Origin of the sequence: Nisaea sp., assembly GCF_017640745.1 — a bacterium.
GTDB lineage: Bacteria > Pseudomonadota > Alphaproteobacteria > Thalassobaculales > Thalassobaculaceae > Nisaea.
On sequence record NZ_JAEPQA010000002.1, the window covers coordinates 107091 to 132745 of the forward strand.

25 protein-coding genes are annotated in these 25655 nt (G+C 65.4%); 16 read left to right on the forward strand and 9 right to left on the reverse strand.

Going from position 1 to position 25655, the window contains the following annotated elements:
* The first annotated feature begins 1 nt into the window (after window position 1).
* The 9 genes from JJ959_RS02390 to JJ959_RS02430 all read left to right on the forward strand — a co-directional run bounded on the left by JJ959_RS02390 (window position 2) and on the right by JJ959_RS02430 (window position 7389).
* Window positions 2–547: a DsbE family thiol:disulfide interchange protein gene (locus tag JJ959_RS02390; RefSeq protein WP_292879664.1), complete on the forward strand. Its 546-nt coding sequence runs from the start codon at window positions 2–4 to the stop codon at window positions 545–547.
* The gene (locus JJ959_RS02395) at window positions 544–1026 is read left to right on the forward strand and encodes a cytochrome c-type biogenesis protein (RefSeq protein ID WP_292879665.1); all 483 of its coding nucleotides are present in this window, start codon (window positions 544–546) and stop codon (window positions 1024–1026) included. The genes JJ959_RS02390 and JJ959_RS02395 overlap by 4 nt, the downstream gene beginning before the upstream one ends.
* Window positions 1026–2510, forward strand: coding sequence for a c-type cytochrome biogenesis protein CcmI (gene ccmI, locus JJ959_RS02400; RefSeq protein WP_292879666.1), 1485 nt, complete (start codon window positions 1026–1028; stop codon window positions 2508–2510). Before JJ959_RS02395 ends, ccmI begins: the two co-directional genes overlap by 1 nt.
* Window positions 2511–2624: 114 nt before the next feature.
* Window positions 2625–3416, forward strand: a complete 792-nt coding sequence (locus JJ959_RS02405) for an ABC transporter ATP-binding protein (protein WP_292879667.1) — start codon at window positions 2625–2627, stop codon at window positions 3414–3416.
* Window positions 3417–3462: 46 nt separating this feature from the next.
* Entirely contained in the window at window positions 3463–4314 is an 852-nt protein-coding gene (locus tag JJ959_RS02410; RefSeq protein ID WP_292879668.1) for a transporter substrate-binding domain-containing protein, read from the forward strand.
* Window positions 4315–4395: 81 nt separating this feature from the next.
* Window positions 4396–5109 (forward strand): ABC transporter permease, encoded by a 714-nt coding sequence (locus JJ959_RS02415; protein WP_292879669.1) that lies wholly within the window; start codon window positions 4396–4398, stop codon window positions 5107–5109.
* A gap of 3 nt (window positions 5110–5112) precedes the next feature.
* On the forward strand, window positions 5113–5859 hold the full coding sequence (locus JJ959_RS02420; RefSeq protein WP_292879670.1) for an ABC transporter permease: 747 nt from the start codon (window positions 5113–5115) through the stop codon (window positions 5857–5859).
* Window positions 5849–6370 carry a GNAT family N-acetyltransferase gene (locus tag JJ959_RS02425; protein ID WP_292879671.1) on the forward strand — a complete coding sequence of 174 codons (522 nt, stop codon included), beginning with the start codon at window positions 5849–5851 and terminating at the stop codon, window positions 6368–6370. The genes JJ959_RS02420 and JJ959_RS02425 overlap by 11 nt, the downstream gene beginning before the upstream one ends.
* Before the next feature lie 83 nt (window positions 6371–6453).
* Window positions 6454–7389 carry a DMT family transporter gene (locus tag JJ959_RS02430; protein ID WP_292879672.1) on the forward strand — a complete coding sequence of 312 codons (936 nt, stop codon included), beginning with the start codon at window positions 6454–6456 and terminating at the stop codon, window positions 7387–7389.
* Window position 7390: 1 nt separating this feature from the next.
* Here JJ959_RS02430 and JJ959_RS02435 read toward each other — a convergent pair whose 3' ends face one another.
* The 4 genes from JJ959_RS02435 to pseI form a co-directional block, all read right to left on the reverse strand.
* Entirely contained in the window at window positions 7391–9121 is a 1731-nt protein-coding gene (locus tag JJ959_RS02435; protein ID WP_292879673.1) for a tetratricopeptide repeat protein, read from the reverse strand.
* Window positions 9121–10938, reverse strand: a complete 1818-nt coding sequence (locus JJ959_RS02440) for a tetratricopeptide repeat protein (protein WP_292879674.1) — start codon at window positions 10936–10938, stop codon at window positions 9121–9123. Before JJ959_RS02440 ends, JJ959_RS02435 begins: the two co-directional genes overlap by 1 nt.
* Window positions 10939–11039: 101 nt before the next feature.
* On the reverse strand, window positions 11040–12749 hold the full coding sequence (locus JJ959_RS02445) for a tetratricopeptide repeat protein (RefSeq protein WP_292879675.1): 1710 nt from the start codon (window positions 12747–12749) through the stop codon (window positions 11040–11042).
* Window position 12750: 1 nt separating this feature from the next.
* Complete coding sequence (gene pseI / locus JJ959_RS02450; protein WP_292879676.1) at window positions 12751–13812, reverse strand: pseudaminic acid synthase; 1062 nt, start codon at window positions 13810–13812, stop codon at window positions 12751–12753.
* 86 nt (window positions 13813–13898) lie between these two features.
* On the opposite strand from pseI, the gene JJ959_RS02455 reads away from it, so the two are divergent.
* From JJ959_RS02455 to JJ959_RS02475, 5 genes are read left to right on the forward strand one after another with little or no spacing between them, the layout of a single operon-like run.
* Window positions 13899–14927, forward strand: coding sequence for a hypothetical protein (locus JJ959_RS02455; RefSeq protein ID WP_292879677.1), 1029 nt, complete (start codon window positions 13899–13901; stop codon window positions 14925–14927).
* Window positions 14924–15694: a glycosyltransferase family protein gene (locus tag JJ959_RS02460; RefSeq protein ID WP_292879678.1), complete on the forward strand. Its 771-nt coding sequence runs from the start codon at window positions 14924–14926 to the stop codon at window positions 15692–15694. The genes JJ959_RS02455 and JJ959_RS02460 overlap by 4 nt, the downstream gene beginning before the upstream one ends.
* Window positions 15695–15723: 29 nt before the next feature.
* Entirely contained in the window at window positions 15724–16350 is a 627-nt protein-coding gene (locus tag JJ959_RS02465) for a pseudaminic acid biosynthesis-associated methylase (RefSeq protein ID WP_292879679.1), read from the forward strand.
* A gap of 55 nt (window positions 16351–16405) precedes the next feature.
* The gene (locus JJ959_RS02470; RefSeq protein WP_292879680.1) at window positions 16406–16714 is read left to right on the forward strand and encodes a DUF1778 domain-containing protein; all 309 of its coding nucleotides are present in this window, start codon (window positions 16406–16408) and stop codon (window positions 16712–16714) included.
* A complete protein-coding gene (locus tag JJ959_RS02475) occupies window positions 16704–17243 on the forward strand; it encodes a GNAT family N-acetyltransferase (RefSeq protein WP_292879681.1) in 540 nt (179 codons plus the stop codon). The genes JJ959_RS02470 and JJ959_RS02475 overlap by 11 nt, the downstream gene beginning before the upstream one ends.
* Window positions 17244–17294: 51 nt before the next feature.
* Here JJ959_RS02475 and clpB read toward each other — a convergent pair whose 3' ends face one another.
* The gene (gene clpB / locus JJ959_RS02480) at window positions 17295–19913 is read right to left on the reverse strand and encodes an ATP-dependent chaperone ClpB (protein ID WP_292879682.1); all 2619 of its coding nucleotides are present in this window, start codon (window positions 19911–19913) and stop codon (window positions 17295–17297) included.
* A gap of 251 nt (window positions 19914–20164) precedes the next feature.
* On the opposite strand from clpB, the gene JJ959_RS02485 reads away from it, so the two are divergent.
* Together JJ959_RS02485 and JJ959_RS02490 are read left to right on the forward strand one after the other, a co-directional pair.
* Window positions 20165–20926 (forward strand): MOSC domain-containing protein, encoded by a 762-nt coding sequence (locus JJ959_RS02485; protein WP_292879683.1) that lies wholly within the window; start codon window positions 20165–20167, stop codon window positions 20924–20926.
* 5 nt (window positions 20927–20931) lie between these two features.
* Window positions 20932–21369 carry a GNAT family N-acetyltransferase gene (locus tag JJ959_RS02490; protein ID WP_292879684.1) on the forward strand — a complete coding sequence of 146 codons (438 nt, stop codon included), beginning with the start codon at window positions 20932–20934 and terminating at the stop codon, window positions 21367–21369.
* 64 nt (window positions 21370–21433) lie between these two features.
* Here JJ959_RS02490 and JJ959_RS02495 read toward each other — a convergent pair whose 3' ends face one another.
* The 4 genes from JJ959_RS02495 to hemA all read right to left on the reverse strand — a co-directional run bounded on the left by JJ959_RS02495 (window position 21434) and on the right by hemA (window position 25645).
* The gene (locus JJ959_RS02495) at window positions 21434–22168 is read right to left on the reverse strand and encodes a DUF4167 domain-containing protein (RefSeq protein WP_292879685.1); all 735 of its coding nucleotides are present in this window, start codon (window positions 22166–22168) and stop codon (window positions 21434–21436) included.
* Window positions 22169–22431: 263 nt separating this feature from the next.
* Entirely contained in the window at window positions 22432–23292 is an 861-nt protein-coding gene (gene prmC, locus JJ959_RS02500; RefSeq protein WP_292879686.1) for a peptide chain release factor N(5)-glutamine methyltransferase, read from the reverse strand.
* Complete coding sequence (prfA, locus tag JJ959_RS02505) at window positions 23292–24356, reverse strand: peptide chain release factor 1 (RefSeq protein WP_292879687.1); 1065 nt, start codon at window positions 24354–24356, stop codon at window positions 23292–23294. Before prfA ends, prmC begins: the two co-directional genes overlap by 1 nt.
* Window positions 24353–25645, reverse strand: a complete 1293-nt coding sequence (gene hemA, locus JJ959_RS02510; protein WP_292879688.1) for a glutamyl-tRNA reductase — start codon at window positions 25643–25645, stop codon at window positions 24353–24355. Before hemA ends, prfA begins: the two co-directional genes overlap by 4 nt.
* Window positions 25646–25655: the final 10 nt, after the last annotated feature.

The window sequence follows — 25655 nt, forward strand, 5'->3', positions numbered from 1 at the left end:
GATGTCGCGCGTGCTCTATCTGCTGCCGCTGCTGATCTTCGCGGTCATTGCGGGCTATTTCACCATTCCGATCCTGACCAAGAAGGATCCGCGCCTGTTGCCGTCGGTGCTGATCGACAAGCCGGCGCCGGGGCATGACCTGCCGGCCCTGCTGCAGGACAAGCCCGGTCTCGGGCCCGAGGATCTGAAAGGCGAGGTCAAGCTGGTCAACTTCTTCGCCTCCTGGTGCGGCCCTTGTAGGGCGGAACATCCGATCCTGATGCGGCTCGCCGCCGAGGGAGCGGTGCCGCTGGTCGGGATCAACTACAAGGACCGTCCGGAAGCCGCCATCGGCTGGCTCCGGGAACTCGGAGACCCGTTCGGGCGCATAGGCGTCGATGCCGACGGCCGCGCGGCCATCGACTGGGGTGTCTATGGCGTCCCGGAGACCTATCTGGTGGATGCCGCGGGGCATATCCGCCACCGCCATGTCGGGCCGCTGACGGGTAAGGCCCTGAACGACACGATCCTTCCGATGGTCGAACAGCTCCGGGCGGGCAAAGGATGATCCGACACTCGATTCTTGGCCTCGTGCTGATTTGCCTCACGCTGCCCGTCCTCGCGGTGGAGCCGGCGGAAATGCTGAAGGATCCGGCCCTCGAGGCCCGGGCGCGGGAACTCAGCAAGGAGGTTCGTTGTCTGGTCTGCCAGAACCAGTCGATCGACGACAGCAATGCGGGGCTCGCCAAGGATCTCCGTGTGCTGTTGCGCGAACGGCTGGTCGCCGGTGACAGCGATGCGGAAATCAAGGAATTCCTGGTCGAGCGCTACGGCGATTTCGTGCTGCTTAAACCTCCGGTAAAGGCCTCGACCTATGTGCTCTGGTACGGGCCGCTCGCGGTCGGTGTGCTCGGCGCCATCGGCGTCGCGGTCTTCCTGCTCCGCAGACGCGGCGGCAAGGCCGAAGATGTGGCGCCGGCCCCCTTGAGCGATGAGGAACAGCGCCGTATCGCGGCGCTTCTGGACGAGCAGGATCGGAAAGCCTGATGGTGTTTTGGGTCGTCGCCGGGGTTCTGACCTTCGGAACAATTCTCCTGCTGCTCTGGCCAGTGCTGTCCGCCGGGGGCGAGGACGCCGCGGAGCGCGAAGCAGGCGACGAGGCGCTGGCGGTCTATCGCGACCAGCTGAGCGAGCTCGAGCGGGATCTGGAAGCCGGACGGCTCGGTGAAGAGGAATTCGAGGCGGCGAGGGTCGAGGTGCAGCGCCGGATGCTGGCGGCTTCGGCGGAACAGGGCCGCGGAGACGGTGCGTCTCCCGCCACGATCCGCAAGCGCCGTCTCGCGGCGGCCGTGCTGGTGATCTTCCTTCTGCCCGCCGGTGCCCTGCTGACTTACGTCGGCGTCGGGCGTCCCGGTTTGCCGGATTTGCCACTCGCCAAGAGGACGGACGGCGCCGGCACGACCCGCATGGCGCAACAGTCACAACCCTCCGCTCAGCCTCAGCAGCCCGCTGGCGCCGCAGCGCAGCCGGGTGTCGCCGAGATGGTTGCCGGTCTCGAAGAGAAACTGAAGGCCAATCCGGAGGATGCGGACGGCTGGGCTCTGCTTGCCCGCTCCTACATGGTGACCGAGCGATACCGGGAAGCCGTCACGGCCTATGGGCGGGCTCTGGCTATGGTGCCGGACAATATCCAGCTCGTTGCGGCGCGCGGCGAGGCGCTGGTGCTGGCTGCGGACGGCATGGTCCCGCCGGCAGCGGTGGAGGACTTCCGCAAGGTCAACATGGCACAGCCGCAGGAGCCGCGCTCGCGCTACTATCTCGGGCTCGCGCGCAGCCAGGCGGCGGATCCGGTCGGGGCGCTGAAATGGTGGATTGCGCTGGAAGCTGATTCGCCTGCGGATGCGCCGTGGCGGGCCCTCGTCACCCAGCGGATCGAAGAGGTTGGCGCCGAAGCTGGCATCGACGTCGCGGCGCTGCGGGCGGCGGAGCGTGCAAACCGTCCGGCATCTGCTGCGCCGCAAATCTCCCGCGCGCCCGTGCCGGGACCGACCGAGGAAGACGTCAAGGCTGCCGGCGAAATGAGCGCTGAGGACCGCTCGGCGATGATCCAGTCCATGGTCGACCGGCTCGCCACCCGGCTCGAGCAGGAGCCTGACGATCTCGACGGTTGGGTTCGGCTCGCGAGGGCCTACGGCGTGCTTGGCCGGACGGGTGAAGCGCTGAAGGCGCATGCCAACGCGGCCAGGCTGGCGCCTGACGATCTCCAGATCCAGCTCGACTATGCGCGCGCCCTGTTCCCGCCAGGTACGCCGGAGAGCGGGATCACTGACGAGTTCGCGGCGCTGGTGGACCATATCCGCCAGATCGCGCCGGACAGTCCGGACGGTCTCTTTTATGGCGGACTCGTCGCCGCGACCCGGGGCGATGCCGCAACCGCGAAAGAGCTCTGGGGCGCGTTGCTCGAGAGGATGGGGCCGAACGCTCCCGCTCGCGGCATGCTCGAACGCCGTATCGAGGCTCTCGGGGGTTAGGCGAAAGAGCGTCCGGCCGGCGCTATTTTCATGTCGATTCCGTGACATAAATCTTGCCGGTTCTGGAATGGCCATTATGCTGCGCCTGACTGTCACCGTTGGGATAGCGATAACATGGCTTTAGCGCACGCGCCGGACTCAGCATCGGCTGCGTTGGTCGTCAAGGACCTGCACAAGAGCTTCGCCGGCCTCGAAGTGCTCAAGGGTGTTTCCCTTGAGGCCCGCCAGGGCGACGTCATCTCCATGATCGGTTCCTCCGGCAGCGGCAAGAGTACCTTTTTGCGCTGCATCAACCTGCTCGAGATCCCCGACCGCGGCGTCGTCTCGGTGAACGGCGAGACCATCGCCATGAAGCCGGGGCCGAACGGCACCCAGCAACCGGCCGACATGCGCCAGGTCGACCGCATCCGCTCGCGGCTCGCCATGGTGTTCCAGAATTTCAATCTCTGGACCCACATGACGGTTCTGGAGAACGTCATCGAGGCGCCGGTCCACGTGCTTGGCGTGCCGCGCGAAGAGGCCATTGCCCGTGCCGAGGCCCTGCTGGACAAGGTTGGCATCCGCGACAAGCGGGACCAGTATCCGAGCCATCTTTCCGGCGGCCAGCAGCAGCGCTGCGCGATCGCGCGCGCGCTCGCGATGGAGCCGCAGGTCATGCTGTTCGACGAACCGACCTCCGCGCTCGATCCGGAACTCGTCGGCGAGGTGCTTCTGGTGATGCGCCAGCTGGCCGATGAGGGGCGCACCATGATCATCGTCACCCACGAAATCGATTTCGCTCGCGACGTCTCGAGCGAGGTTGTCTTCCTGCACGAGGGGCGTGTGGAAGAACAGGGGCCGCCCGAACAGGTGTTCGACGACCCACGATCGGAACGCTGCCGCCAGTTCGTCAAACGCAAGAACTGACGGCCGCGCCGATTACCGACAGGGAAAAAAAACGGGAGCTTACAAAATGAAGCGTTTTCTGACTGCAGTGGCGCTCGCGTCCATCGCCTTCAGCGGTGCCGCCTACGCCAAGGATTTCAAGGAAGGCAGCACGGTCCGCATCGCGACCGAAGGCGCCTACGCACCGTGGAACTTCACCAACAGCTCCGGCAAGCTGGAAGGCTTCGAAGTCGATCTCTATGCCGATCTCTGCGAGCGCATGAAGGTTCAGTGCGAACTGATGCAGACCGCCTGGGAAGGCATCATTCCGGCGCTGCAGGCCGGCAAGTTCGACGCGATCATGGCCGGCATGTCGATCACCGACAAGCGCAAGGAAGTCATCACCTTCTCGCGCAACTACATGGGCTCCCCGGCCTCCTTCGTGGTGCTGAAATCCAGCCCGCTGAGCGATCTGGGCGTCAAGCTCGAGACCGTCTCGCTGGCCGATATCGATGCGGGTGAGAAGGCCGCCATCGACACCATGAAGGCTGCGCTCAAGGGCAAGACCGTCGGCGTTCAGATCTCCACCACCCACGAGAATTTTCTGAACGAGTTCATGGGCGACACGGTCACCGTGAAGACCTACGACACCCAGGAGAACCTCGACCTCGATCTCGCGGCCGGCCGCATCGACGCGGCGCTGGCCTCGCTTTCCTACTGGGTGCCTTTGCTCGAAGGCGACAAGGGCAAGCAAATGACCATGACCGGTCCGAAGATGGACGGTGGTCCGTTCGGCAACGGCGTCGGCGCGGGCATCCGCAAGGACGATCAGGAACTGGCCGACATGTTCACCAAGGCCATCGACGCGGCGATCGCCGACGGCACAATCTCGAAGCTCTCCACCAAGTGGTTCGGCTTCGACGGCACGCCGAAGGACTGATCGTCCGAGTGACCTGAAAGACGCACGGCCGCCTCTCGGGGCGGCCGTGTGCATGAGAAACGAGGCGAAGAGGCGCGATGCATGCCTGACTGGATGCTGCTGCTGCAATGGGGCGACGACGGCTGGGGCGACGAGATGGTCCGCGGCATGCTGATGACGCTTGCCGTCGCCTGTGCCGCCTTTCTGCTCGGCATCGTGATCGGCATGTTCGGTGCCGCGCTCAAGCTCTCCCGCTATCTCGTTCTCCGCTTCGTCGGGGAGGCCTACACCACTTTGATCCGGGGCGTTCCGGACCTGCTGATCATCTACCTGCTGTTCTTCGGCGGCAGCATGGCGGTAATGGCGGTCGCCCGAGTGTTCGGCTACGGCGAATACATCGAGCTAGACGCCTTCGCCATTGGCACCATCGCGCTCGGCACCATTTCGGGCGCCTATGCGACCGAGGTGATCCGCGGTGCCGTGCTCTCCGTCCCGAAGGGGCAGATCGAGGCGGCCAAGGCCTGCGGCATGAGCCGCTTCCTGCTGTTCCGCCGGATCATGATCCCGCAGGTCGCCCGCTACGCCTTGCCGGGGCTCGGCAATGTCTGGCAGCTCACCCTGAAGGACACCTCGCTGATTTCCGTCGTCGGCCTTGTCGAGATCATGCGGCAGGCATCCGTCGCCAGCGGCTCGACGCAGAAGCCTTTTACCTTCTACCTGACCGCCGGCGTGCTCTATCTCGTGCTGACCGCCTTTTCGAACAAGGGCTTCGGGCTTGCCGAGCTCTGGGCCAACCGCGGCGTGCGGAGGGCCTGAGCGATGGATTTCGATCTCATGGCGGAAGCCCTGCCGAAGATCCTCGACGGATTGCCGGTCACCATGGCCCTCGCGGCGACTTCGCTGTTCGCCGGCTTCTTCCTCGCCGTTGGCATCGCGCTGATGCGGCTGTCCTCCTTCAGGCCGGTCTCGGCCTTCGCCTATGGCTTCGTCTATGTCTTCCGCGGCACGCCGCTGCTGGTGCAGATCTTCCTGATCTATTACGGCACCGGGCAGTTCGAGGTCGTGCGGGAAAGCTTTCTCTGGCCGGTGCTGCGCGAGGCCTGGTGGTGCGCGATCCTGGCGCTGACGCTGAATACCGGTGCCTATACCAGCGAGATCATCCGCGGCGGCATCCTCTCGGTGCCGTTCGGCCAGGTCGAGGCGGCCAAGGCTTGCGGCATGAACGCGCTGATGCGTTTCCGCCGCATCGTGTTCCCGCAGGCGATCCGTCAGGCCCTGCCGGCCTACGGCAACGAAATCATCCTGATGATCAAGTCGACCTCGCTCGCCAGCACCATCACCTTGCTGGAAATGACCGGGATCGCGCGGAAGATGATCTCGCAGACCTACAAGCCGCTCGAGATCTTCCTCGTTGCCGCGGTCTTCTACCTGACGCTGGTCTTCGTCGTGACCCGGCTCGTCGCCTTTATCGAGCACAGGCTCAATCCGGATCGCCGCGATGCGGTCCGCAGTGCCAAGGGCAAGGACATGACCACCGTGGCAGCGGTCGGTTCCGATGTCCGCTGAGACCGCCGAGATCGTTCTCCGCCGGGCCGGACCAGCCGATGAGGGCACCATCCGCCGCTGGCTCGTCGCGCCGCATGTCGCCCGCCGGACCTATAGGCTGTTCTCGGATATCGTCGAGACCCTGGAAGATGTTCTGAGGGACCCGCTGGCGGGCCTCTTTATCGCCGAACTGGATGACCGCCCGATCGGTCTCGTTCATGTCTACAAGGCCCAAGGCGATCAGCGCTGGGCCGGGGTTGCCGACGTGACCGAGCGGACGCGCGCGATCGACTTTCTGATCGGCGCGACTGACATGGTCAACAAGAAGCTCGGCCGCCGCATGCTGAATGCGCTGGCGGCTCAGGTGTTCCGCGATCCCGGGATCGACCGCATCGTCGTCTGCCCGCATGCCGACAACTGGCCGGCGATCATTGCTCTCAAGCGCGCCGGCTTCCGGGAAAAGGGACGGCATCCGGATGCCGCCCTCAACGCGATGTACCTGACGGTGACCCCAGCCACGCTGAAGAAATAGCGGGTAACTCGTGCCTCTTCGGCGCGCACTGTGCTGACGCATTGGAATTTGCCCGGGAAACCGCGCGCGCCTAGGCTTCCAGCATGACATCAGACCACGCTGCGGCGGCACCTGCGCCGCTCGCCAAGCCTTTCACCGCCGCCGTTCTCTTCATGCTCGCCGCGATCACCGTGCTGCCCTGCATGAACGTGCTCGTGCGCTATCTCTCGACGGACTATTCGACCACGCAGATCGTCTGGGCCCGCTATGCCGGGCACCTGCTCTTCGCCCTCGTGATCTTCCTGCCGAGCCACGGTCTCGGGCTGCTGAGGGCGCAGAAGCCGGGCGTGCATATCATCCGCTCGGTACTGATGTTCGTCTGCACCTGCCTGTTTTTCCTCGCCGTGCGCTATATCGAGGTGCCGGTCGCGAGCGCGATCAACTTCACCTCGCCGATCATCGTGACAGCCCTCGCGGTTCCCTTTCTCGGCGAGAAGGTCGGCTGGCGCCGCTGGGTCGCTGTGCTGGTCGGCTTCGGTGGCGCGCTGATTATCATCCGTCCGGGCGGCGCCGAGAGCCACTGGGCGATGCTCTGCGTGCTCGGGACGGCCTTCTTCTATGCCGTCTATCAGGTTCTCACGCGAAAATATGCGAGCAGCGACTCCGCCGAGACCTCGATCACATATATCGCGCTGATCGGCGCGTTGATCCCGAGTTTTATCCTTCCCTTCGACTACAAACTGCCGGACAACGCGCTCGATTACGGTCTATTCGCGCTGGTCGGTTTCCTCGGCGGGCTCGGGCATTTCTTCGTCATCAAGGCCTTCCGACTCGGCGAGGCCTCGCTGCTCTCGCCCTTCAACTACGGTCAACTCCTGATGGCGACGCTGCTGACCTACCTGCTGTTCGGAACCCTGCCGGACGCGATGACCTGGCTCGGCGCCGGGATCATCGTCGTCAGCGGGCTCTATATCACCTACCGGGAAGCCAAGCGTACGCGCACGCCAGGCGTGGCGACAGAGGCGGCGGCGGCGCGTTGAATCAGAGGCCCAGCTTCGTTTTCAGCCGGCCGGCGACCCGGTCCATCAGAGGCTTCCAGTCGAGGCCTTCTTCGGCGGTTCGCCGGTGGATGTGGATGCTTGGCCAGAACGGTACCTGATCGGTTCCGAGGAACGTCCAGTTCGCCGCATGAACCATGGCTTCGGCGGGTTTGCCGAGTGCTCCCGCGAGGCTCATCAGCAAATTGTTCGGAACGACGACTGCATCGAGTGCAGCCATCAGCGCGACGGTGTCGTCGATGTCATTCGTCAGATCGAGACCGTCCGGTCGGATGATTTCGACCGCGTTCGCTTTCTCCATACCGGCGACTTCGTCTTCGGAATGATCATATTGCAGCGTGACGAAACGCACGCCGGCAAGCCGGAGGACGGCTGCAAGGTTCTCCGGTCCGGGATAATAGACCGTACTCAAGTTGCGGCCGGCGCGGGACCGCCAGGAAAGGCCGAGATAGGGCGGTGGACCGAATTTTTCGAGTTCCATGCGCCAGTGAGTGACACGCTCCGGATCGGGCTTGAGAAAGCCGGCGCCGGCGGGGAAGTTCTCGAGCGATTTGCGGAACAGGCCAGGCAGGCTCCCCGCCATCACGAAACAGTCGGCTCCGGAGGCGGCCGTGATCTGACTGTAGTCGGCCGGAGACAGGCGATTTTCCGGTTTCCGCAGGCGGTCGAAAAAGCGGAAGTCCGGGAAGGACCGTTCGAACAGGGTGCGCAGCCGGTCCGTGCATTCTACGGTTATGCTGTCGAGATGGCCGGCGTCGAGCTCGGCCGCGAGATCGGCGAAGCAGCTGGCGAAGAGAACCTCGTCTCCGAGGCCCTGCTCAGCCGGCACGATTAGATTGCGGCCCGATTCCGGAGCGCCGCTCACCCAAATACGGGGAGGCAGGCCACGCCGCAATCTCGCGGTGGGGACAAGCCGCGCGTCATAGAGCCGCCAGCCATGCTCGAGTTTGCCGTCTGTGAGCAGATAAAGTCCGAGATTGAAGGCGATGACCGGATTGTCCGGCGCATGCCGGAAGGCCTGTCCCGCTTCCGCGGCCGCCTCGCTGTAACGGCCCGCGCGGTAGAGCGCCTGCGCATGGTTGGCGCGGCCGTCGGCATTTCTCGGATCCGACGTGACGGCGCGTCTGCCGCATAGCAGGGCGACGCCGGTTTGGTCGATCTCGAAAAAGACGGCGGAACGCGCGGCCCAGAGATTGGCCGCATCCGGGCTCAGAACCAGACCGGTGCGGGTCGCCCTATCTGCTTCGTCGTGCTTCGCCACGCGGCGGAGCAGGGTGGCGCGCTGCTCCCATTTGTACGGGTCGAGCGGCGTAAGCCGGGTGGCCTGCCGGTGCGCGGCCATGGCCTCGGCGTTGCGGCCGAGGCGGATGGCGGTGTTCGCCCGCTGCATCCAGACCTCGGCATTTGCGGCCGCGGCCGCCGTTGCCCGCCGGAAGCCGATGAGCGCCAGGGGGTCCTGGGTGCACCGGACGTGAAATGCGGCAAGGTTGAAGAGGGTGGAGGCGTTCGCGGGATCGAGAACCAGGGCTTTGCGGAAGGACAGGGTCGCTTCTGTCGCTTTGTCTTCCCGGGAGGCGCTGGCGACCGCAAAATATTCCCAGATTGCGGCATCGTCCGGCGTTTCCTCGAGCAGTGCGCGGTAGGCCGCAGCTGCGCCGGTGAGGTCGCCTTGTCTGTGAAGGGCCAGCGCCCGGTCGAGAGCGGGTCGCCGCATCAGCGCGCTCTCAGATAGCCAAGGGCGACGCGAACCGCGTCAATAGTCCTCTGCCAGGATGCGTCAACGGCTTTCGGAAAGCTGCGGATGCTTGGGAACCCCGGGAAGTGATCGGTGCCGTACTGCACGAAAAGCGGGACCGGATGAAACAGCCAGGTCGGCTTGCCAAGCGCGCCGCCGACCCAGCCGAGCGTGCTGCTTGGGCAGATCAGGATATCGGCGGCGGAGACGAGGGCGAGAATGTCGTCGAAATCGTCGGTCAGATCCAGGTCTGGCAGGATATGCGGGCCAAAACCCGTTTCCTTCGACAGGGCCTCGATCTCCTCTTCCCAGTCGTCGCCATACTGGATCGAGAAGACGTCGATGCCTGGTTCCCGCAGGACCGGCAGCCAGTCTGACAGCGCCGTGTAATGAATGTCGCGGAAGGCGGTGCGGTTGCGAGAGCGCCAGGCGAGCGCGACCTTGAGCCCGTCGCCCTTTCTCCCCATCGTCTCGCGGACCGTCCGGACGCGCTCCGGGTCGGCCTTCAGGTAGGGCTCGCCCGCAAAATCCCCGAGCGTCCGGCGGAAATGCAGCGCCAGGCTCCCGGCGTCGATGGCGTAGTCGACGGGGTGGTCCTTCGGCAGCCAATCGTATTTCTGTACCGGGCGGAAACCGTCACCCGCGCGCGCATAGGGATGCACCAGCGCTTCGGGGAAAGCGCGCCGGAGGACCGGGAGCAGACGCGCGTCGCATTCGACGACCAGCTCGGCGCCGGCAGCCATAACGTCGTGATAGATCGAGGCGTAGAGGATCTCGTCTCCTACTCCTTCCTCGGCGCAGATCAGCAGACGTTTGCCCGCCAGCGGTTCCCCCTGCCAGCTCGGCGGCAGACCAAGTCTGCGCACACGGTCGGGTGCCTTGTGCCGCCATTCCCGTTCCCGCCAGCCTTCCTCGAGGCGTCCGGCGGCGAGCAGGCGGATCGCATGCCGCAGATGGATCTGCGGCTCATCAGGTGCGAGACGCAATGCGGCTTCGGAATGTTTCAGCGATGTCTCGATGTCGCCGGAAAAATAAGCGAGTTCCGCCAGACCCGTCTCCGGGGCGGCGTAGCCGGGGGCGAGAAGAATGGCGCGGTTGAACCAACGCCGTGCCGCGTCGTAGTCGAGCCGGTTGAATTGAAGGAAGCCGGTGCTGTTTGCCGCCTCGGCCAGTGCCGGCGCGAGGAGCAGTGCACGCTTCAGAGCCTTGTCGGCCTCGTCAAGCGCGCCCCGGTCCATCAGCGTGGTTGCGAGATTGGCGTGGGTTTCCGGGCTGAGCGGCGCGAGCCGGACTGCGGTCCGGTGCGCGGCCTCCGCCTCCTCGACCAACCCGTCCTGACGAAGGGCGTTGCCGAGATTCATATGTCCGTTCGCGTGTTGCGGAGCCTTTTCGATGGCGCTCCGGAGCAGGCCTATGGCTTCCGCGACGGCGCCGCGTTCCTGGAGCAGGGCGCCGAGATTTGCCAGCGCATCGACGAATCCCGGCTCCTTCGCCAGCGCTTTGCGATATGCGGTCTCGGCGTCTTCCGGTTTGCCGAGAGCTTTCAGAATTTGGCCGAGATTGCTGAGGAACTCCGGGCGGCCGGGCGCGATCTCGATTGCGGCCTCCACCAGTCGGCGTCCCGCCTCGTGCTGCCCCCCCTGATGCATCAGGACACCGAAGAGATGGAGCGCGTCCGGCTCTTTCGGGTTCTGTTGCAGGATCTTCTGATAGAGCGCGGCCGCTTCCGCAAGGTGGCCCTGCTGGTGATGCGCAAGCGCCGCTTGCATCAGGCTTTGGGTTTGCGGAAAAGACATGCTTCGATCGAGATCCGTCCTGTTTTGCGAGCAGGTTCAGGCCGTTACCGGCGCTTGGACAATGCCAATATAGCGGAAACGGGACGTGGCCCGATACGGTCTCACAGCGTTCTCACGGCGTCGGTAATGGCGCCCGTTACGGCTTCCCAGGATTGCGCAAGAGATCTGGTGAAGACACGGACGGTCGGAAAACCCGGATGCTTGCCGGTCCCCATCAATTCGAAATGCGGCTCGACGCCGAACTCCATGACCGGTCTGCCGAGCCCGGCGCCGACCCAGACAAGCGTTGTGCTCGGGCAGACGATAGCGTCGACGGCGACGCCGAGCGCGAGGATGTCCTCGAAATCGTCGGTCATGTCGACCCCCTCGAGCACGTGTAGCCGGGCGCCGAAGGCCTTCTGCGCGGCCGCGATTTCCTCCCGCCAGCCTCTTCCGTACTGCATCGAGACGACCTGAATAGCGGGATCGGTCAGAAGGGAGCGCCAGTCCGAGAGGCCGGTGTAGTAGAGATTACGGAACGGGGCGACCTCCTTGGAGCGCCAGCAGAAGCCGAGCTTCGGGCCGGGCGGTAGGGCGGCCAGGCGGTCCCGCATTTGCGCGACCCGTTCTGCATCGGCGGTGAGGTAGGGACGCTGATGCGCGTAGGACGCGACGTCGGGACGCAGGATCGAGGGAAGGCTGCCAGCGTCGATCGCATAGTCGACCGGGGGATCTTTCGGCAGCCAGTCGTAGCGGTGGACCGGGCGGAACCGGTCTCCCTCCCGCTTGTAGGCATGAACCGCACAGCCCGGGAACGATCGCCTGAAGACGGACAGCAGGCGCGGCGCGCACTCGATCACCACGGAGGCTCCGGCTGCGATGAGATCCGGGATCATGGAAGCATAAAGCAGCTCGTCGCCGACACCCTCTTCCGCGCATACCAGAATGCGTTTTCCGGCGAGAGGCTCGCCCTGCCAGCGCGGCGGCAATCCTTCCCGCCGGATACGGTCGGCGCGCTTCAGGCGCCACTCGAACTCCTGCCAGCCCTCGCGGACATGCCCTGCGGCCAGCAGGCGAAAGCCGTGCCGGACATGGATCTGCGGGTCGTCCGGCGTGAGCTCCAGGGCACGTTCCGAATGGCGAAGGCAGGCCTCAAGATCGTTCTCGAAGAAACAGACTTCGGCGAGCCCGGAATGCGGCGCTGCATAGAGCGGCTGGGCCGCGAGTGTGCGGCGGAACCAGTCCCGTGCGAGGTCGAGGTCGCGGATCGTGATCTGCAGGAAGGCGAAGCTGTTGGCGGCTTCGATCAGCGCAGGGGCAAGCAGCAGGCATTTTCTGAGCAGCGCGCTTGCCGCGTCGTGACGGCCGAGATCGATCAGGTTGCCGGAGTGGGCCAGCAGAGTGGCCGGATCAGCCGGTGTGAGACAGAGAAGGCGGGCATGGAGCTTTGCCGCTGCGACGACCTGGCCGCTGTCGCGCCGGGTGATTGCGAGATCCCGAAGCGCGTCCGGATTTGCAGGGGTGGCGATCAGTGCTGCGCGGAAGGCCTTGTCCGCCTCGGCCTCACGTCCGAGATGGAGCAGGATCCGCGCCTGGTTGCCGCGAAAATCGGTATGCAGCGGTGCGGTCGCCACAGCCGCGTTGACCAGTTTCAGTCCCTCGGCGGATTGCCCGGCCTGATGCAGGAGGAAGCCGAGCAGATGCAGCGCGTCGGGATGGCGCGGCGAGAGTTTCAGGACCTGTTGATAGAGCGGCGCCGCACCGACGAGATCGCCCGCCCGGTGTTTCTGCAGCGCCTCATGCAACAGGGTCTGCGGCATCGCCTCGGCCATGTCAGTCCGCGAAACCCTCGACCATCTCGCCTGCAAGCGGCTCGCCGCGCTTCAGGGCGCGGGTGGCGCGCTTGCCGAGCACCTGGCCGAGATATTTTGGCGGCAGGCCGTTCGCCGGGCGGATTGAGCGGACATTTGCTTCCGTCAGAACCTCGCCCGCGGCGACGTCGGCAACGACGTAGAGGCTGCGGCGCATTGCCAGCATTTCCTTCTCGGCGTCGGTCGGCCGGTAATTCGGTTTGCCCCTCGCGTCGAAGACGGCACGCAGGTTGCGGACCAGCACCGCCAGTTCCTCCGGCTCGAGCGAGAAGGCGGAATCGACCCCGCCGTCGGCCCGGCGCAGGGTGAAATGTTTTTCCACCAGCACGGCGCCCATCGCGACCGCCGCCTCGGCGACGACCGTGTCCATCGTGTGGTCCGAGAGGCCGATGGCGACGTCGAGGCGGCCGGCGAGATCGGGGATGGTGGCGAGGTTGGCCTGGTCGACCGGCGTCGGGTAGCCGCTGATGCAATGCAGGACGAGGATTTCCTCCGCTCCGGCGCCGCGGGCGGCGGCGACGGCCTCCTCGATTTCCTCGAAGCTTGCCATGCCGGTGGAGATGATCAGCGGTTTGCCGGTGCGTGCGCAGCGTTCGATCAGGTCGATATCGACGATCTCGGGCGAGGCGATCTTGTAGGCCGGGCAGTCGAGGCTCTTCAGCAGGTCGATGGCGGTCGGGTCGAATGGGGCTGAGAAGAGGGTGATGCCGATCTTGCGCGCGTGCGCGAAGAGCTCCTCGTGCCATTCCCAGGGGGTATGTGCCTCCTCGTAAAGCTCGAACAGCCGCCGTCCGGCCCAGAGCCCCTTCTCGATGACGAATTCCGGGCCGTCATGGTCGATGGTGATGGTGTCGGCGCGGTAGGTCTGGATCTTCACCGCATCCGCTCCGGCCGTCTTGGCGGCGTCGATCAGGGCGAGGGCGCGGCCGATCTCTCCATTGTGGTTACCGGACATCTCGGCGACCACGTAGGGCGGATGGTCCGGTCCGACCGGACGGCCGTCGATCTTGAAATCTTTCGCCATGGTTTCCGTGACAGCGGCTAGGGTTGCAGCCAGAATAGCTTTTTTTACCGGGGGATAGAAGGGATGGCCGCAGCGTGAGTCCGGGGATGCTTGCAATCCGCGCAGACGCCAATGCGCGGATCGGACTCGGCCATGCGATGCGCTGCTTCGCCCTCGCCGAGGGCTGGCGCGCGCGCGGCGGGGAGGCGGTGTTTTTCTCCGGCGACGTCTTGCCGGAGCAGCTTGCTGCGCGCCTCGAACAGGCGGGCATCGGGTTCCGCATTCTCGAAGACGCGGAGGCGGGACAGACCGTCGCTGCAGCGGTGCGGGATTGCGATGCGGTGTGGCTGGTGGCGGATGGACCATTTGCCGATGCCGGCTTCGTAGCGGCGGCGCGCGCCGCCGCACCCGTGTTGCTGATCGACGACGCGGCCGACAGGGACACCTATCCGGCGGACCTGCTGCTGAACCAGAACGTACAGGCCAACGATGCGAGTTACGCGGGACGCACCGCGGCCAGGGTTCTCGCCGGGCCGCGCTACGCGCTGATCCGGTCCGATCTGCGCCAGGATCTGGTGGAGCGCGAGATCTCGGAGGCCCCGAAGCGGATTCTCGCGCTCGTCGGCGGCGCGGACCCGAACGGCTATCTCGCCACCCTCGTCGAGGCAGGCGCCGCGGCGCTCGTCGAGGCGGGGATCGCGGGTGGTCAGGTCGATGCGGTCATCGGTCCGGCCAATGCCTGGCGGCCCGAGGCGCTGATTTCCGGCTCCGTTGTCTACCGTGTCGGCGTGCGGGATCTCGGCGCGCTGATCGCCACGGCGGATATCGTGCTCTCCTCTGCCGGCTCGACGGTCTGGGAACTCGCCCTGCACGGCACGCCGATGATCCTCGGTGCGAGCGTGCCGGTGGAAGAACCGGTCGGGGCCGGCATGGCGGCGGAGGGCGCGGCGCTGTATCTCGGCCGTCTCGCAGAATGTCCGCCCGAGCGGATCACCGCCGAGACGGTCCGTCTCCTGCAGGATGCCGAGGAGCGGAAAAAGCTTTCCCGGGCCGCGGCGGCACTGGTCGACGGCGAGGGCGTGGAGCGGGTTATAGATGCCATGCTGGAGATCGGCGGGGGAGGCGGCGCCACGTGAAGATCGTTGCCATCATACAGGCGCGGATGACCTCGACGCGGCTTCCCGGAAAGGTCCTGCGCGAGGTCTTGGGCAAGCCGTTGCTGGGCTATCAGGTCGAGCGGCTCAGGCGCTGCTGTACAATCGACGAGATCGTCCTGGCGACGACCGTGAACGCGACCGACGATCCGGTGGCAGCCTTTGCCGAAGCCGAAGGGCTGCGCTTCTGGCGTGGCTCGGAGGAGGACGTGCTCGCCCGCTTCGCCGGCGCGGCGGAAATGGCCGGGGCCGATATCGTCGTGCGGCTGACGGCGGATTGCCCGCTGGTCGATCCGGGTCTGGTCGACGAGGTGGTCCGGACCCTGACGGAAAGCGACCCGCCACTCGACTATGTCTCAAACGCCGGGAGCGGAACCCTGCCGGCCGGCCTCGATGCCGAGGTGATGCGGGCGGCAGCGCTTTTCGCCGCGCATGCGGAGGCGGTCGAGCGACAGGAGCGGGAACACGTGACGCCATTCATCTACAATCACCGGGAACGCTTCGCCTGCCGGATGTTGCGGCACGAGCCGCCGATCGAGGGACAGCGCTGGACCGTCGACCAGCCGGAGGATTTCGAACTGGTGCGCCGCATTCTCGAGGCGCTCTATCCGCAGAACCCGGCTTTCACCTACCGGGACGTGCTGGCGCTGCTCGCCGCGCATCCGGACTGGATCGAGATCAACCGCACGGTTTCCGCCAAGCCGAAACCGGTTAAGAATGAGGACGGCGCCTACCCGGACGAGGCATAAGGGCCGGACGAGAGATCAGGAGAGACCCGATGACCGACAGTTACCGCACCGAACAGGAAGCCTTCTGGGCCGGTGCGTTCGGCAATGCCTATATCGACCGCAACCGCGACGCGGCGATCCTCGCCTCGCGCACGGCGATGTTTACGCGCATCCTATCGCGGGCGGGCAGGGTCGGCTCCGTGGTCGAGTTCGGGGCCAATATCGGGCTCAACATGCTGGCGCTCCGCACGTTGCTGCCGGAGGCGAAACTCTCGGCCATCGAGATCAATCCTGAAGCGGTCAAGGCGCTGCAGACGCAGCCGGATCTGAACGTTCATCACGGCTCGATCCTTGACCCGCAGGTGAAGGAGCCTCACGACCTCTCCTTTACCTCCGGCGTGCTCATTCACATCAACCCGGACGAACTGCCGCGGGTCTACGACAACCTCTACGCGGCGAGCGGGCGCTACATCGCGGTCTCGGAATATTACAACCCGGCCCCGGTCGCGATTCCCTACCGGGGGCATGAGGACCGGCTCTTCAAGCGCGACTTCGCGGGAGATCTGATTGAGCGTTTCCCGGATCTGGCCTTGGTCGATTACGGCTTCATGTACCACCGGGACCCGAACTTCCCGGCGGACGACATGACATGGTTCCTGCTGGAGAAGCGGGGATAGGCTTTGATTGAAATGTGGTGCAAATTGCATTACATTTTGTTCGGAAGGAGCCGCCATGCTCGACTTTGAAAACGGTGACCCCGACAGCGAGAAGCAGACTCGGACGACGCAGATCCGGCACGGCGACAAGCTAGGCGACCTGATCGCGCGCGCGGCCGCCGCGTTGGCCGTCGACAAGTCGGTATTCCTGCGCGCGGCGATCGCCAAAGAGGCGGCGCGGGTGCTCGAAGCCGGGTCGCGCCACGCCCTTACCCCGAAGGATGCCGAGCTTTTCGCGGCCGCTCTCGACACGCCGCCGCCACCGACCCCGCGGGCGCTGGCCGCCGCAAAGGCTTACCGCACTCGCGTCGTGCATGCCGACTGAGGGCGGCGCACTCCGTATCGAGCTGTTCGACCCGGCGCGGCACGACCGCGCCGGTTTTTCATGCGGGGTGCAGCGTCTCGACAATTTCCTGAAGCTGACGGCGAAGAAGCAGCAGAAGGAGGACATGACGCGGGTCTATGTCGCGGTCGAGGATGGTCAGACGCGGATCCTCGGCTATCACGCGATCAATCTCGGGATGATGAACGCGGATGCGCTGAAAAAGCGGCCGCGCAGCGCGCCGGAGCATGGCGAGCTGCCGGTGCTGTTCCTTGGACAGGTCGCCGTGAGCGAGGTCGCTCAGGGGCAGGGGATCGGCTCGATCCTGATGCATCATGTTTTCGCGAAGGCCTGCGCCATCGCGGATCATGCAGGGTGTTTCGCCATTGTACTCGACGTCATGTCGGACGGTGGTGGAGAGGCCTTCGAACGGCGCAGAGGCTGGTACGCCGAATTCGGATTCCAACCCTTCGCGAGCAATCCCGCACGCATGTTCATGACGATGAAGCAGGTGCGGACATTGGTTGACTGAAACAGAAACGGCCCCTCGAAAGGGGCCGTTTCTCGCTCAGGTTTGATCTGTTTACTCCGCCGCCTCGATCCGGACTTCCTCTTCCGGTGCGGATGGCTTGCCGTTGATGATGAGCCGTCCGTCTTCCGCCGTCACCGTCACCTTGCTCCCGTCGGGCACCGTGCCCTCGAGGATCTGGTTTGCCAGCGGGTTCTGCAGCGAGCGCTGGATCACCCGCTTCAGCGGCCGGGCGCCGTAGACCGGGTCGTAGCCGGTGTCGGCGAGCCACTTCAGCGCGGCATCGTCCAGTTCCAGCGCGATGTTCCGGTCGTCCAGCAGCTGGCGCAGGCGGCCGAGCTGGATGTCGACGATGTGGGTCATGTTCGCGCGGTCGAGCCGCGAGAACAGCAGCACCTCGTCGAGACGGTTGAGGAATTCCGGCCGGAAGGCGCGGCGCACCACCTCCATCACCTTGTCGCGCACCGCATCCACCGGCTCACCGTCGGGCTGGCTGGCCAGGAACTCGGAGCCGAGGTTCGAGGTCAGGATGATCAGCGTGTTGCGGAAATCCACGGTCCGGCCCTGGCTGTCGGTCAGGCGGCCGTCATCCAGCACCTGCAGCAGGATATTGAAGATGTCCGGATGCGCCTTCTCGACCTCGTCGAACAGCACGACCTGATAGGGCCGGCGCCGCACCGCCTCGGTCAGCGCCCCGCCTTCCTCGTGGCCGACATAGCCCGGAGGGGCACCGATCAGGCGGCTGACCGAGTGCTTCTCCATGTATTCGGACATGTCGAGGCGGACCATCGCCTGCTCGTCGTCGAACAGGAACTCCGCCAGCGCCTTGGTGAGCTCCGTCTTGCCGACACCGGTCGGGCCGAGGAAGAGGAACGAGCCGATCGGACGGTTCGGATCCTGCAGCCCGGCACGGGCACGGCGCACGGCGTTGGAGACCGCGGCGACCGCCTCGTCCTGGCCGATGACCCGCTTGTGCAGGTTCTCTTCCATCTCGATAAGCTTCTCGCGCTCGCCCTCGAGCATCTTGTCGACGGGAATGCCGGTCCAGCGGGAGACCACCGACGCAATGTCGCGTTCCGTCACCTCTTCCTTCACCATCTTCTCCGCCGAGGCGTGCTCGGCATTCTGGATGGTGGCCTCGAGGTCCGGAATGACGCCGTACATCAGCTCGCCGGCCTTCTCGAAATTGCCCTCGCGCTTCGCGTTCTCGAGTTCGATGCGGGCCTTGTCGAGCTTCTCCTGAACCTTCTGCACGCCGACGACGACTTCCTTCTCGGACTGCCAGCGTTTGGTCAGTTCGCCGGAGGTCTTCTCAAGATCGGCCAATTCGCCCTCGAGCTTTTCCAGGCGCTCCTTGGAGGCCTTGTCGGTCTCCTTCTTCAACGCCTGCTGCTCAATCTTGAGCTGGATGATCTTTCGGTCGAGCTCGTCGATCTGCTCCGGCTTGCTGTCCACTTCCATGCGCCGGCGCGAGGCCGCCTCGTCGACCAGGTCGATCGCCTTGTCGGGCAGGAACCGGTCGGTGATGTAGCGGTTGGAGAGGTTCGCCGCCGAGACCAGAGCGCTATCGGTGATGCGCACGCCGTGATGCAGCTCGTACTTCTCCTTCAGGCCGCGCAGGATCGAGACCGTGTCGATCACGCTCGGCTCCTCGACGAAGACCGGCTGGAAGCGACGGGCGAGGGCCGCGTCCTTCTCGATATGCTTCCTGTACTCGTCCAGCGTGGTCGCGCCGACGCAGTGCAACTCGCCGCGGGCAAGCGCCGGCTTCAGCATGTTGGAGGCGTCCATCGCGCCTTCCGCCGCCCCGGCGCCGACCAGCGTGTGCAGCTCGTCGATGAAGAGGATGATGTCGCCCTCGGAATGGGAGACGTCCTGCAGCACGGACTTCAGCCGCTCCTCGAACTCGCCCCGGAACTTCGCGCCGGCGATCAGCGCGCCGAGATCCAGCGTCAGCAGCTTCTTCTGCTTCAGCGGCTCCGGCACGTCACCGTTCACGATGCGCTGGGCGAGGCCCTCGATGATCGCGGTCTTGCCGACGCCGGGCTCGCCGATCAGAACCGGGTTGTTCTTGGTGCGGCGGGAGAGGACCTGGATCGTGCGGCGGATTTCCTCGTCCCGGCCGATCACCGGATCGAGCTTGCCGTCGCGCGCGGCCTTGGTCATGTCCTGGGTGTATTTTTCCAGCGCGTCGTAGGCGTTTTCCGCCGTCGCGCTGTCGGCCTTGCGGCCCTTGCGGACTTCGTTGATGACCTGGTTGAGGGCCTGCGCCGTCACGCCGGCGTTCTTCAGAATACGGGAGGCGGCAGTGCCTTCGGCCATCGCCATGGCGAGCAGCATGCGCTCGACGGTGACGAAGCTGTCGCCGGCCTTCTCCGCGATTTCCTCCGACTGGGTCAGCAGGCGGGCGAATTCGGGGGCGAGATAGACCTGCCCCGCGCCGGTGCCTTCGACCTTCGGCAGCTTGCCGAGCTCGGCCTCGACCGCCGCGCGCGCCGCTTTCGCGTCGCCGCCGGCGCGCTCGATCAGGTTGGCGCACATGCCTTCCTTGTCGTCGAGCAGGACCTTCAGAAGATGTTCGGGGGTGAGGCGCTGGTGTCCCGCGCCGAGAGCCTGGGTCTGCGCCGATTGCAGGAAGCCGCGCATCCGCTCCGAGAGTTTTTCGAAATCCAACGGATATCTCCTTCGTACCGCAAGGTTTGCCGATACGGCCCCGAACACCCCGAACCGGCGGTGCTGAAGCCATTTTTCAGAAAGCCCCGGCGACCGTTAAGCATCGCCGATTACTCCCTGACTGGGAAGGTTCCATGACCCGAAAGCGGCGTCCGGAACCCGCATCACAGATATGGGGAGCCGCTTGCCCGCCGCAAGAGGCCGCGATCCGTGTTGACAGCCTTCCGAAGCCATTTATGGTGCGGTGCACTATGGGAAAAGTCAGCGCGATCTACAGATTCCCCGTCAAGGGCATGACCGGAGAGTCCCTGGAGAGCGTTCCGCTCGAGGCGGGGCGCATGCTCCCCAATGACCGTCGTTTCGGAATCCTCCATGGCGGAGCCGCCCGGCGCGCCGAGGCGGGCGACCGCGACTGGAAAGCGAAAGCCAATTTTCTTCAGCTTGCCCAGGTTGAGAAACTCGCCCAGCTCGAGGCCCGTTTCGACGACGGGAGCGAGATCCTGCAGATCTGGCGCAAGGGCCGCAACGTCTCCAGCGGTAAGCTCACCGACGTCAATGGACGGACGGTCCTGGAACAGTTCTTCGCCGCCTTCATGGCGAAGGAAAGCCGGGGCCAGCCGCGCATTGTCGAGAGCGGGGAGCAGCCCTATTCCGACGTGAAGGTACCGTTCGTCTCCATGATCAATCTGGAAAGCGTGCGCGATCTGGAACGCGTGGTCGGCCGCAAGGTCGATCCGCTGAGGTTCCGCGGCAATATCCTGATCGAGGGCGTGCCCGCCTGGGAGGAATTCACCTGGGTCGGCAGGAAGGTGCGGATCGGCGATGCGGAAGTGACGGTGGCCGAGCGGATCGGACGGTGCGCCGCGACCAATGTCGATCCGTCGACCGCGGAACGCGACCTGACCATCCCGCGCGACCTGCAGAACGGCTTCGGCCACACCGATTGCGGCATCTATGTCGATGTCACCGGCAGCGGGACCGTGAAGGTCGGGGATCCGGTCGAGCCGGTCTGAGCGGGATGCGAACCGTACCGACGTTGCGCGGTCTGAGGGCTGGGGACGCACCGGCTGTTGCTGCCCTGACGGTGCAGCTCGGCTATGAGCTCGATCCCGGGACGGCCGGAGACCGGATCGCATCGGTGCTGGATGCCGAAGGGCACCATGCCTTCGGCGCCTTCCTTGACGAGAAGCTGATCGGTTATCTGCATTGTTTCGACCGTCCGTCGATCGAGAAGGGGCGGGGGCTCGTCGTGCAGGCGCTGGTTGTTGACGAGACCGTCCGGGGAACGGGCGCCGGGCGCCTGCTGATGGCGGAGGCGGAGCGTCTCGCCTGCGAACTCGGCTGCACCGCCGTGTCGCTGTCGTCCGGCGAACGCCGAGCCGGAGCACACGCCTTTTACGAGCGGCTCGGCTATCGGAACTCGTCGGCCTCGCGGTTCTTCACCAAGATTCTCTGAGTCCAGACAAAGAAAAACCGGCCTACGTTGCCGCAGGCCGGTCTTCATCGACAATTTTTCGGTATCAGTCCTCGCCGGCAAGCGGCAGGGCCTGTTCCTCCGGAGCGGCAACCTTGCGCGGGCGGCCGCGCCGGCGGACCGGCTTCGGTTCTTCGCCCGCATCGGCCTGTTCGCCTTCCTCTGCGGCAGTGCCGGGGATCGCCTTCGGCAGCCCCGAATCGCTGGCGCCGAGCATGGCGCGAAGGGCGGCATCGTTGTCCGAACCGCTGGCTCCGGCTTCCGGAGCGCCGCCTCCGTTCCGGCGCCGGCGCGGCGGCCGTGCCGGCCGTTCCTGCTGCTGGTCGTCCTGCTCGGCCGCTTCGGCATCCTGACGCCGCTCGCTGCGAGTCCGGCGTGGCGACGACTGATCGTCGTCGGACCGATGCTGCTGCTGCTGAGGCTGCGGCTGGTCGTTCTGCTCGTCGCCGTCGTTGTCGCTGTCGCCACGCTGCTGGAAGTCCGGCTGGGAGCCGCTCTCCTGCTGTGCGGCGTTGCGGCGCGCCTCGTTCTCTTCATTGTACATGCTGTAGATGCGGAAATAGTGGTCCGCATGCTGGAAGAGGCTCTCCGCCAGCACCCGGTCTCCCGCCGTCGAGGCATCGCGGGCCAGCGTCAGGTATTTCTCGTAGACCTGATGCGCATTGCCGCGGATCCGCACATCGGGCCCGTTGCTGTCGAACGTTTGATTCCTGTTGGGGACATTCGGGCGGCGATTGTTGCCGCGACCCCGCCCACGCTTTGAATGGGGACCTTGTCTCATGGTCGATTACTTTGCCGTTGTGTAGGGGAGCCAAATTTGGCGCCCGAGCCAAAACACCGATCCACACCGCGTGTGTGATCGAAACATCCGGTCGCCATCGGACGGACTGTTTCCGAACCGATGCGCTGATTTCTTACCGGGATGGTTTCCAGCAACAGCGTCTGCCCCCTCGGCACCTGTTGCATGGGAAGAGACTAGCGGTTTGAGACAGCTATTCCAAGTTCTAAATCCCGCAATCCAAAAGGGCTTTTTCCCGGGGCGGATCAGGTTCGCCGCACCAGAATGCATCTTCGAATGCCTGCGAGATCATTCCGGAAACCGGTCACGACGAGTCCTGCCGACCGCATGAGGCGTGCGATGTCGTCACCCTGACCTTCACCGAATTCGAGCACGGCGACCCCCTTTTCGGAGAGGAGGGAATCCAAGCTTTCCGCGATGTTACGGTAGGCATCGAGCCCATCCATACCCCCGTCCAGCGCACCTCGCGGATCGTGGTCCCGCACTTCCGGTTGCAGCGAATCAATCTCCGATGTGGGGATGTAGGGAGGGTTCGAGAGCACGACATCGAACGGACCTGTCACGTTCGAACCCCAGGAAGAACAGATCATTCGTGCACGGTCGGAAAGAGATAGTTTCTGCGCGTTTCGGCTCGCCACGGCAATGCAGTCCGGATCGATATCTACCCCCGTGCCCGATGCGTTCGGATATTCGCTGAGGGCGGCGAGCAGCAGGCATCCGGTACCTGTTCCGAGATCCAGAATGCTTAGCGGTGCCGAGCGGTCCGGAAAGCGCTCCCGAAGTGCGTCGACGAGGGTTTCGCTGTCCGGACGCGGATCGAGGGTCGCTGGGGAGAGCTCGAATTCGAGGCTCCAGAACTCCCGGCTGCCGAGAATGCGGGATACCGGCTCTCCGGCGCTGCGCCGCTCCAGAAAGGCTTCGAAACGGGCGGCAGGCGCGGCCGGTACCGTCTCGTCTTCCCGGCCGTGCAGCCGTCCGCTCTCACCGAGCGCGAAGGCCAGAAGAAGGCGCGCGTCTAGGCGCGGCGAGTCGGCGCCGGCGGCGGAGAGCCGGCGCATCGCGCCGGTTATCAGCGCGCCGATCGTGGGGTCGGCTTCCGAGGCCATCAGGAAAGCGCCGCGAGGCGGGCCGCTTCGTCTTCTGCGGTCAGCGCATCGACCAGCTCGTCCAGCGCCTCTCCCGAGATCACCTTGTCGATCTTGTAGAGCGTCAGGTTGATCCGGTGGTCGGTGACCCGGCCCTGGGGGAAGTTGTAGGTCCGGATCCGTTCGGACCGGTCGCCGCTGCCGACCTGGCCCTTGCGGTCGGCCGCACGCTCGTCGGCGAGACGCTGGCGTTCGTGGTCGTAGAGCCGGGCGCGGAGGATCTTCATCGCCTTGGCGCGGTTCTTGTGCTGCGATTTCTCGTCCTGCTGCGAGACCACGATTCCGGACGGGATGTGGGTGATGCGGACGGCGCTTTCCGTCGTGTTCACGTGCTGGCCGCCGGCGCCGCTGGCGCGGAACACATCGACGCGGAGATCCTTCTCCTCGATCTCGAGATCGACATCCTCGGCTTCGGGCAGGACGGCAACGGTCGCGGCCGAGGTGTGAATGCGTCCGCCGGATTCCGTCACCGGCACGCGCTGTACCCGGTGCACGCCGGATTCGAATTTGAGCCGCGCGAAGACCGAGCGACCGCTGATCTCGGCGATGGCTTCCTTGTAGCCGCCGATATCGTTCTCCGAAATCTCCATGATCTCGAACTTCCAGCCTTTCTGGGCGGCGTAGCGCTGGTACATGCCGAAGAGATCGCTGGCAAACAGGGCGGCTTCGTCGCCGCCGGTTCCGGCGCGGACTTCGAGGATCGCGTTCTTCTCGTCCGCTTCGTCCTTCGGCAGCAGCAGGATCTGAACCTCATGCTCAAGCGCCGGAAGTTCTTTTTCCAGGCGCTCGATCTCCTCCGCCGCCATGTCTTCCATGTCGGGGTCCTCAAGCAGGCTCCGCGCGTCCTCGAGTTCCTTGCGCATTTCCTTCAGCTCGGTGACCTTCTCGGCCACGGGCGCGAGTTCGGACAGCTCGCGGGAGAGTTTCGCGATGTCCTGCGAGGCAACGCCGTCGCCGGAAGCGAGCATCGCTTCCAGTTCCTTGTGTCGGGCGAGCACGCGTTCGAGATTTGCCTGCAGGCTCACTCGTCTTCTCCTTGTTCTTCGTCGAGACCGAACAGCTCCACCAGCGTGGCGATGGTCCGGTCGTCCAGTGTCTCGGTGGCGGCGAGGCGCCGCAGGTGCTCCGACGGCGCATGCAGGATGCGCTTGAGGAGAAGCCGCGTCGCTTCCTCCGCGGTCAGGTTCGGCTGTTCCTCGTGCAGCGCCGTCCGCATCGCTTCCAGATGCTGCCGTATGCGCACGATGGCCGGCGCCGCGGTGCGCCCGCTCTGGTCCGAAAGGAACCGGGCAACAGCCGCAGCGACCAGCTCGCGGGCCCGGTCCGCCTCCGCCCGGCGCGCGTTCTTGCCTTCGGTGGCGGTGCGCTCCAGATCCTCAAGGTCGAAGAGGAAGGCTTCGTCGATCCGGTTGATTGCGGGATCGATATCCGGCGGCACCGAGAGATCGACCAGGAAGATCGGGCGATAGCGGCGCTTCTGCAAGGCGCTCTCGATCATTTCCGCGCTCAGCAGGGCGCGGCCTTCGCCGACGGCCGCGATCACGATGTCAGCTTCCGTGAGCGCGGAGGAGAGTTCCGCGAACGGCCGGAAATGCGCTTCGAGAGATTTCGCGGTCGCCTGTGCCCTGCGGTCGATCCGGTCGATTACAGTCACCGGTGTGCCGTGCCCGTCGCGCAGCTGCTCGGCAAGGATGAGCCCGAGCTCACCGGCGCCCAGAAGCAGGGCCTTCGTACTGTCGAGCGCGCCATGGACGTCCTTGGCGACGGCGAGGGCGGCGGCCGCGATGGAGACCGGACCTTCGGCGATGCGGGTTTCGCGGCGGACCTGCCGGGCGGCCTCGAAGGCGGCGCTCATGGTCGCGTCGATCAGCGGGCCGGAGGATTTCAGGCTGCGGGCGAGACGGTGACCGGCCCGCATCTGGCCGAGGATCTGGGGCTCGCCGATCACCTGGCTGTCGAGAGAGGCCGCGACCCTGAAGAGATGGGCGACGGCATCGCCGCCGACATGGCGATAGAGCAGGGGTTCCAGCAGCGCCGGGTCGAGTCCGACCGGGGCGCAGAGGATCTTCGCGATCACGCTGCGCGCTTCCTCGGGGTTGGGGAAGACGCCCGCGACCTCGACCCGGTCGCAGGTCGAGAGCGGCATCGCCTCCTCGACCCCGAAGACGCGGAGCGACCGCAGAACGACCGGCAGTTCCTCGTCGGCGACGAAGAGCTGCTCGCGGATCGCATCCGGACAGGTGCGGTGGTTGACGCCGACGACGGCGAAACGGTGCAGGTCCTGAAAGAGCGGGGAAGCGGGGCGGTCCGCCAAAACCGGGCCT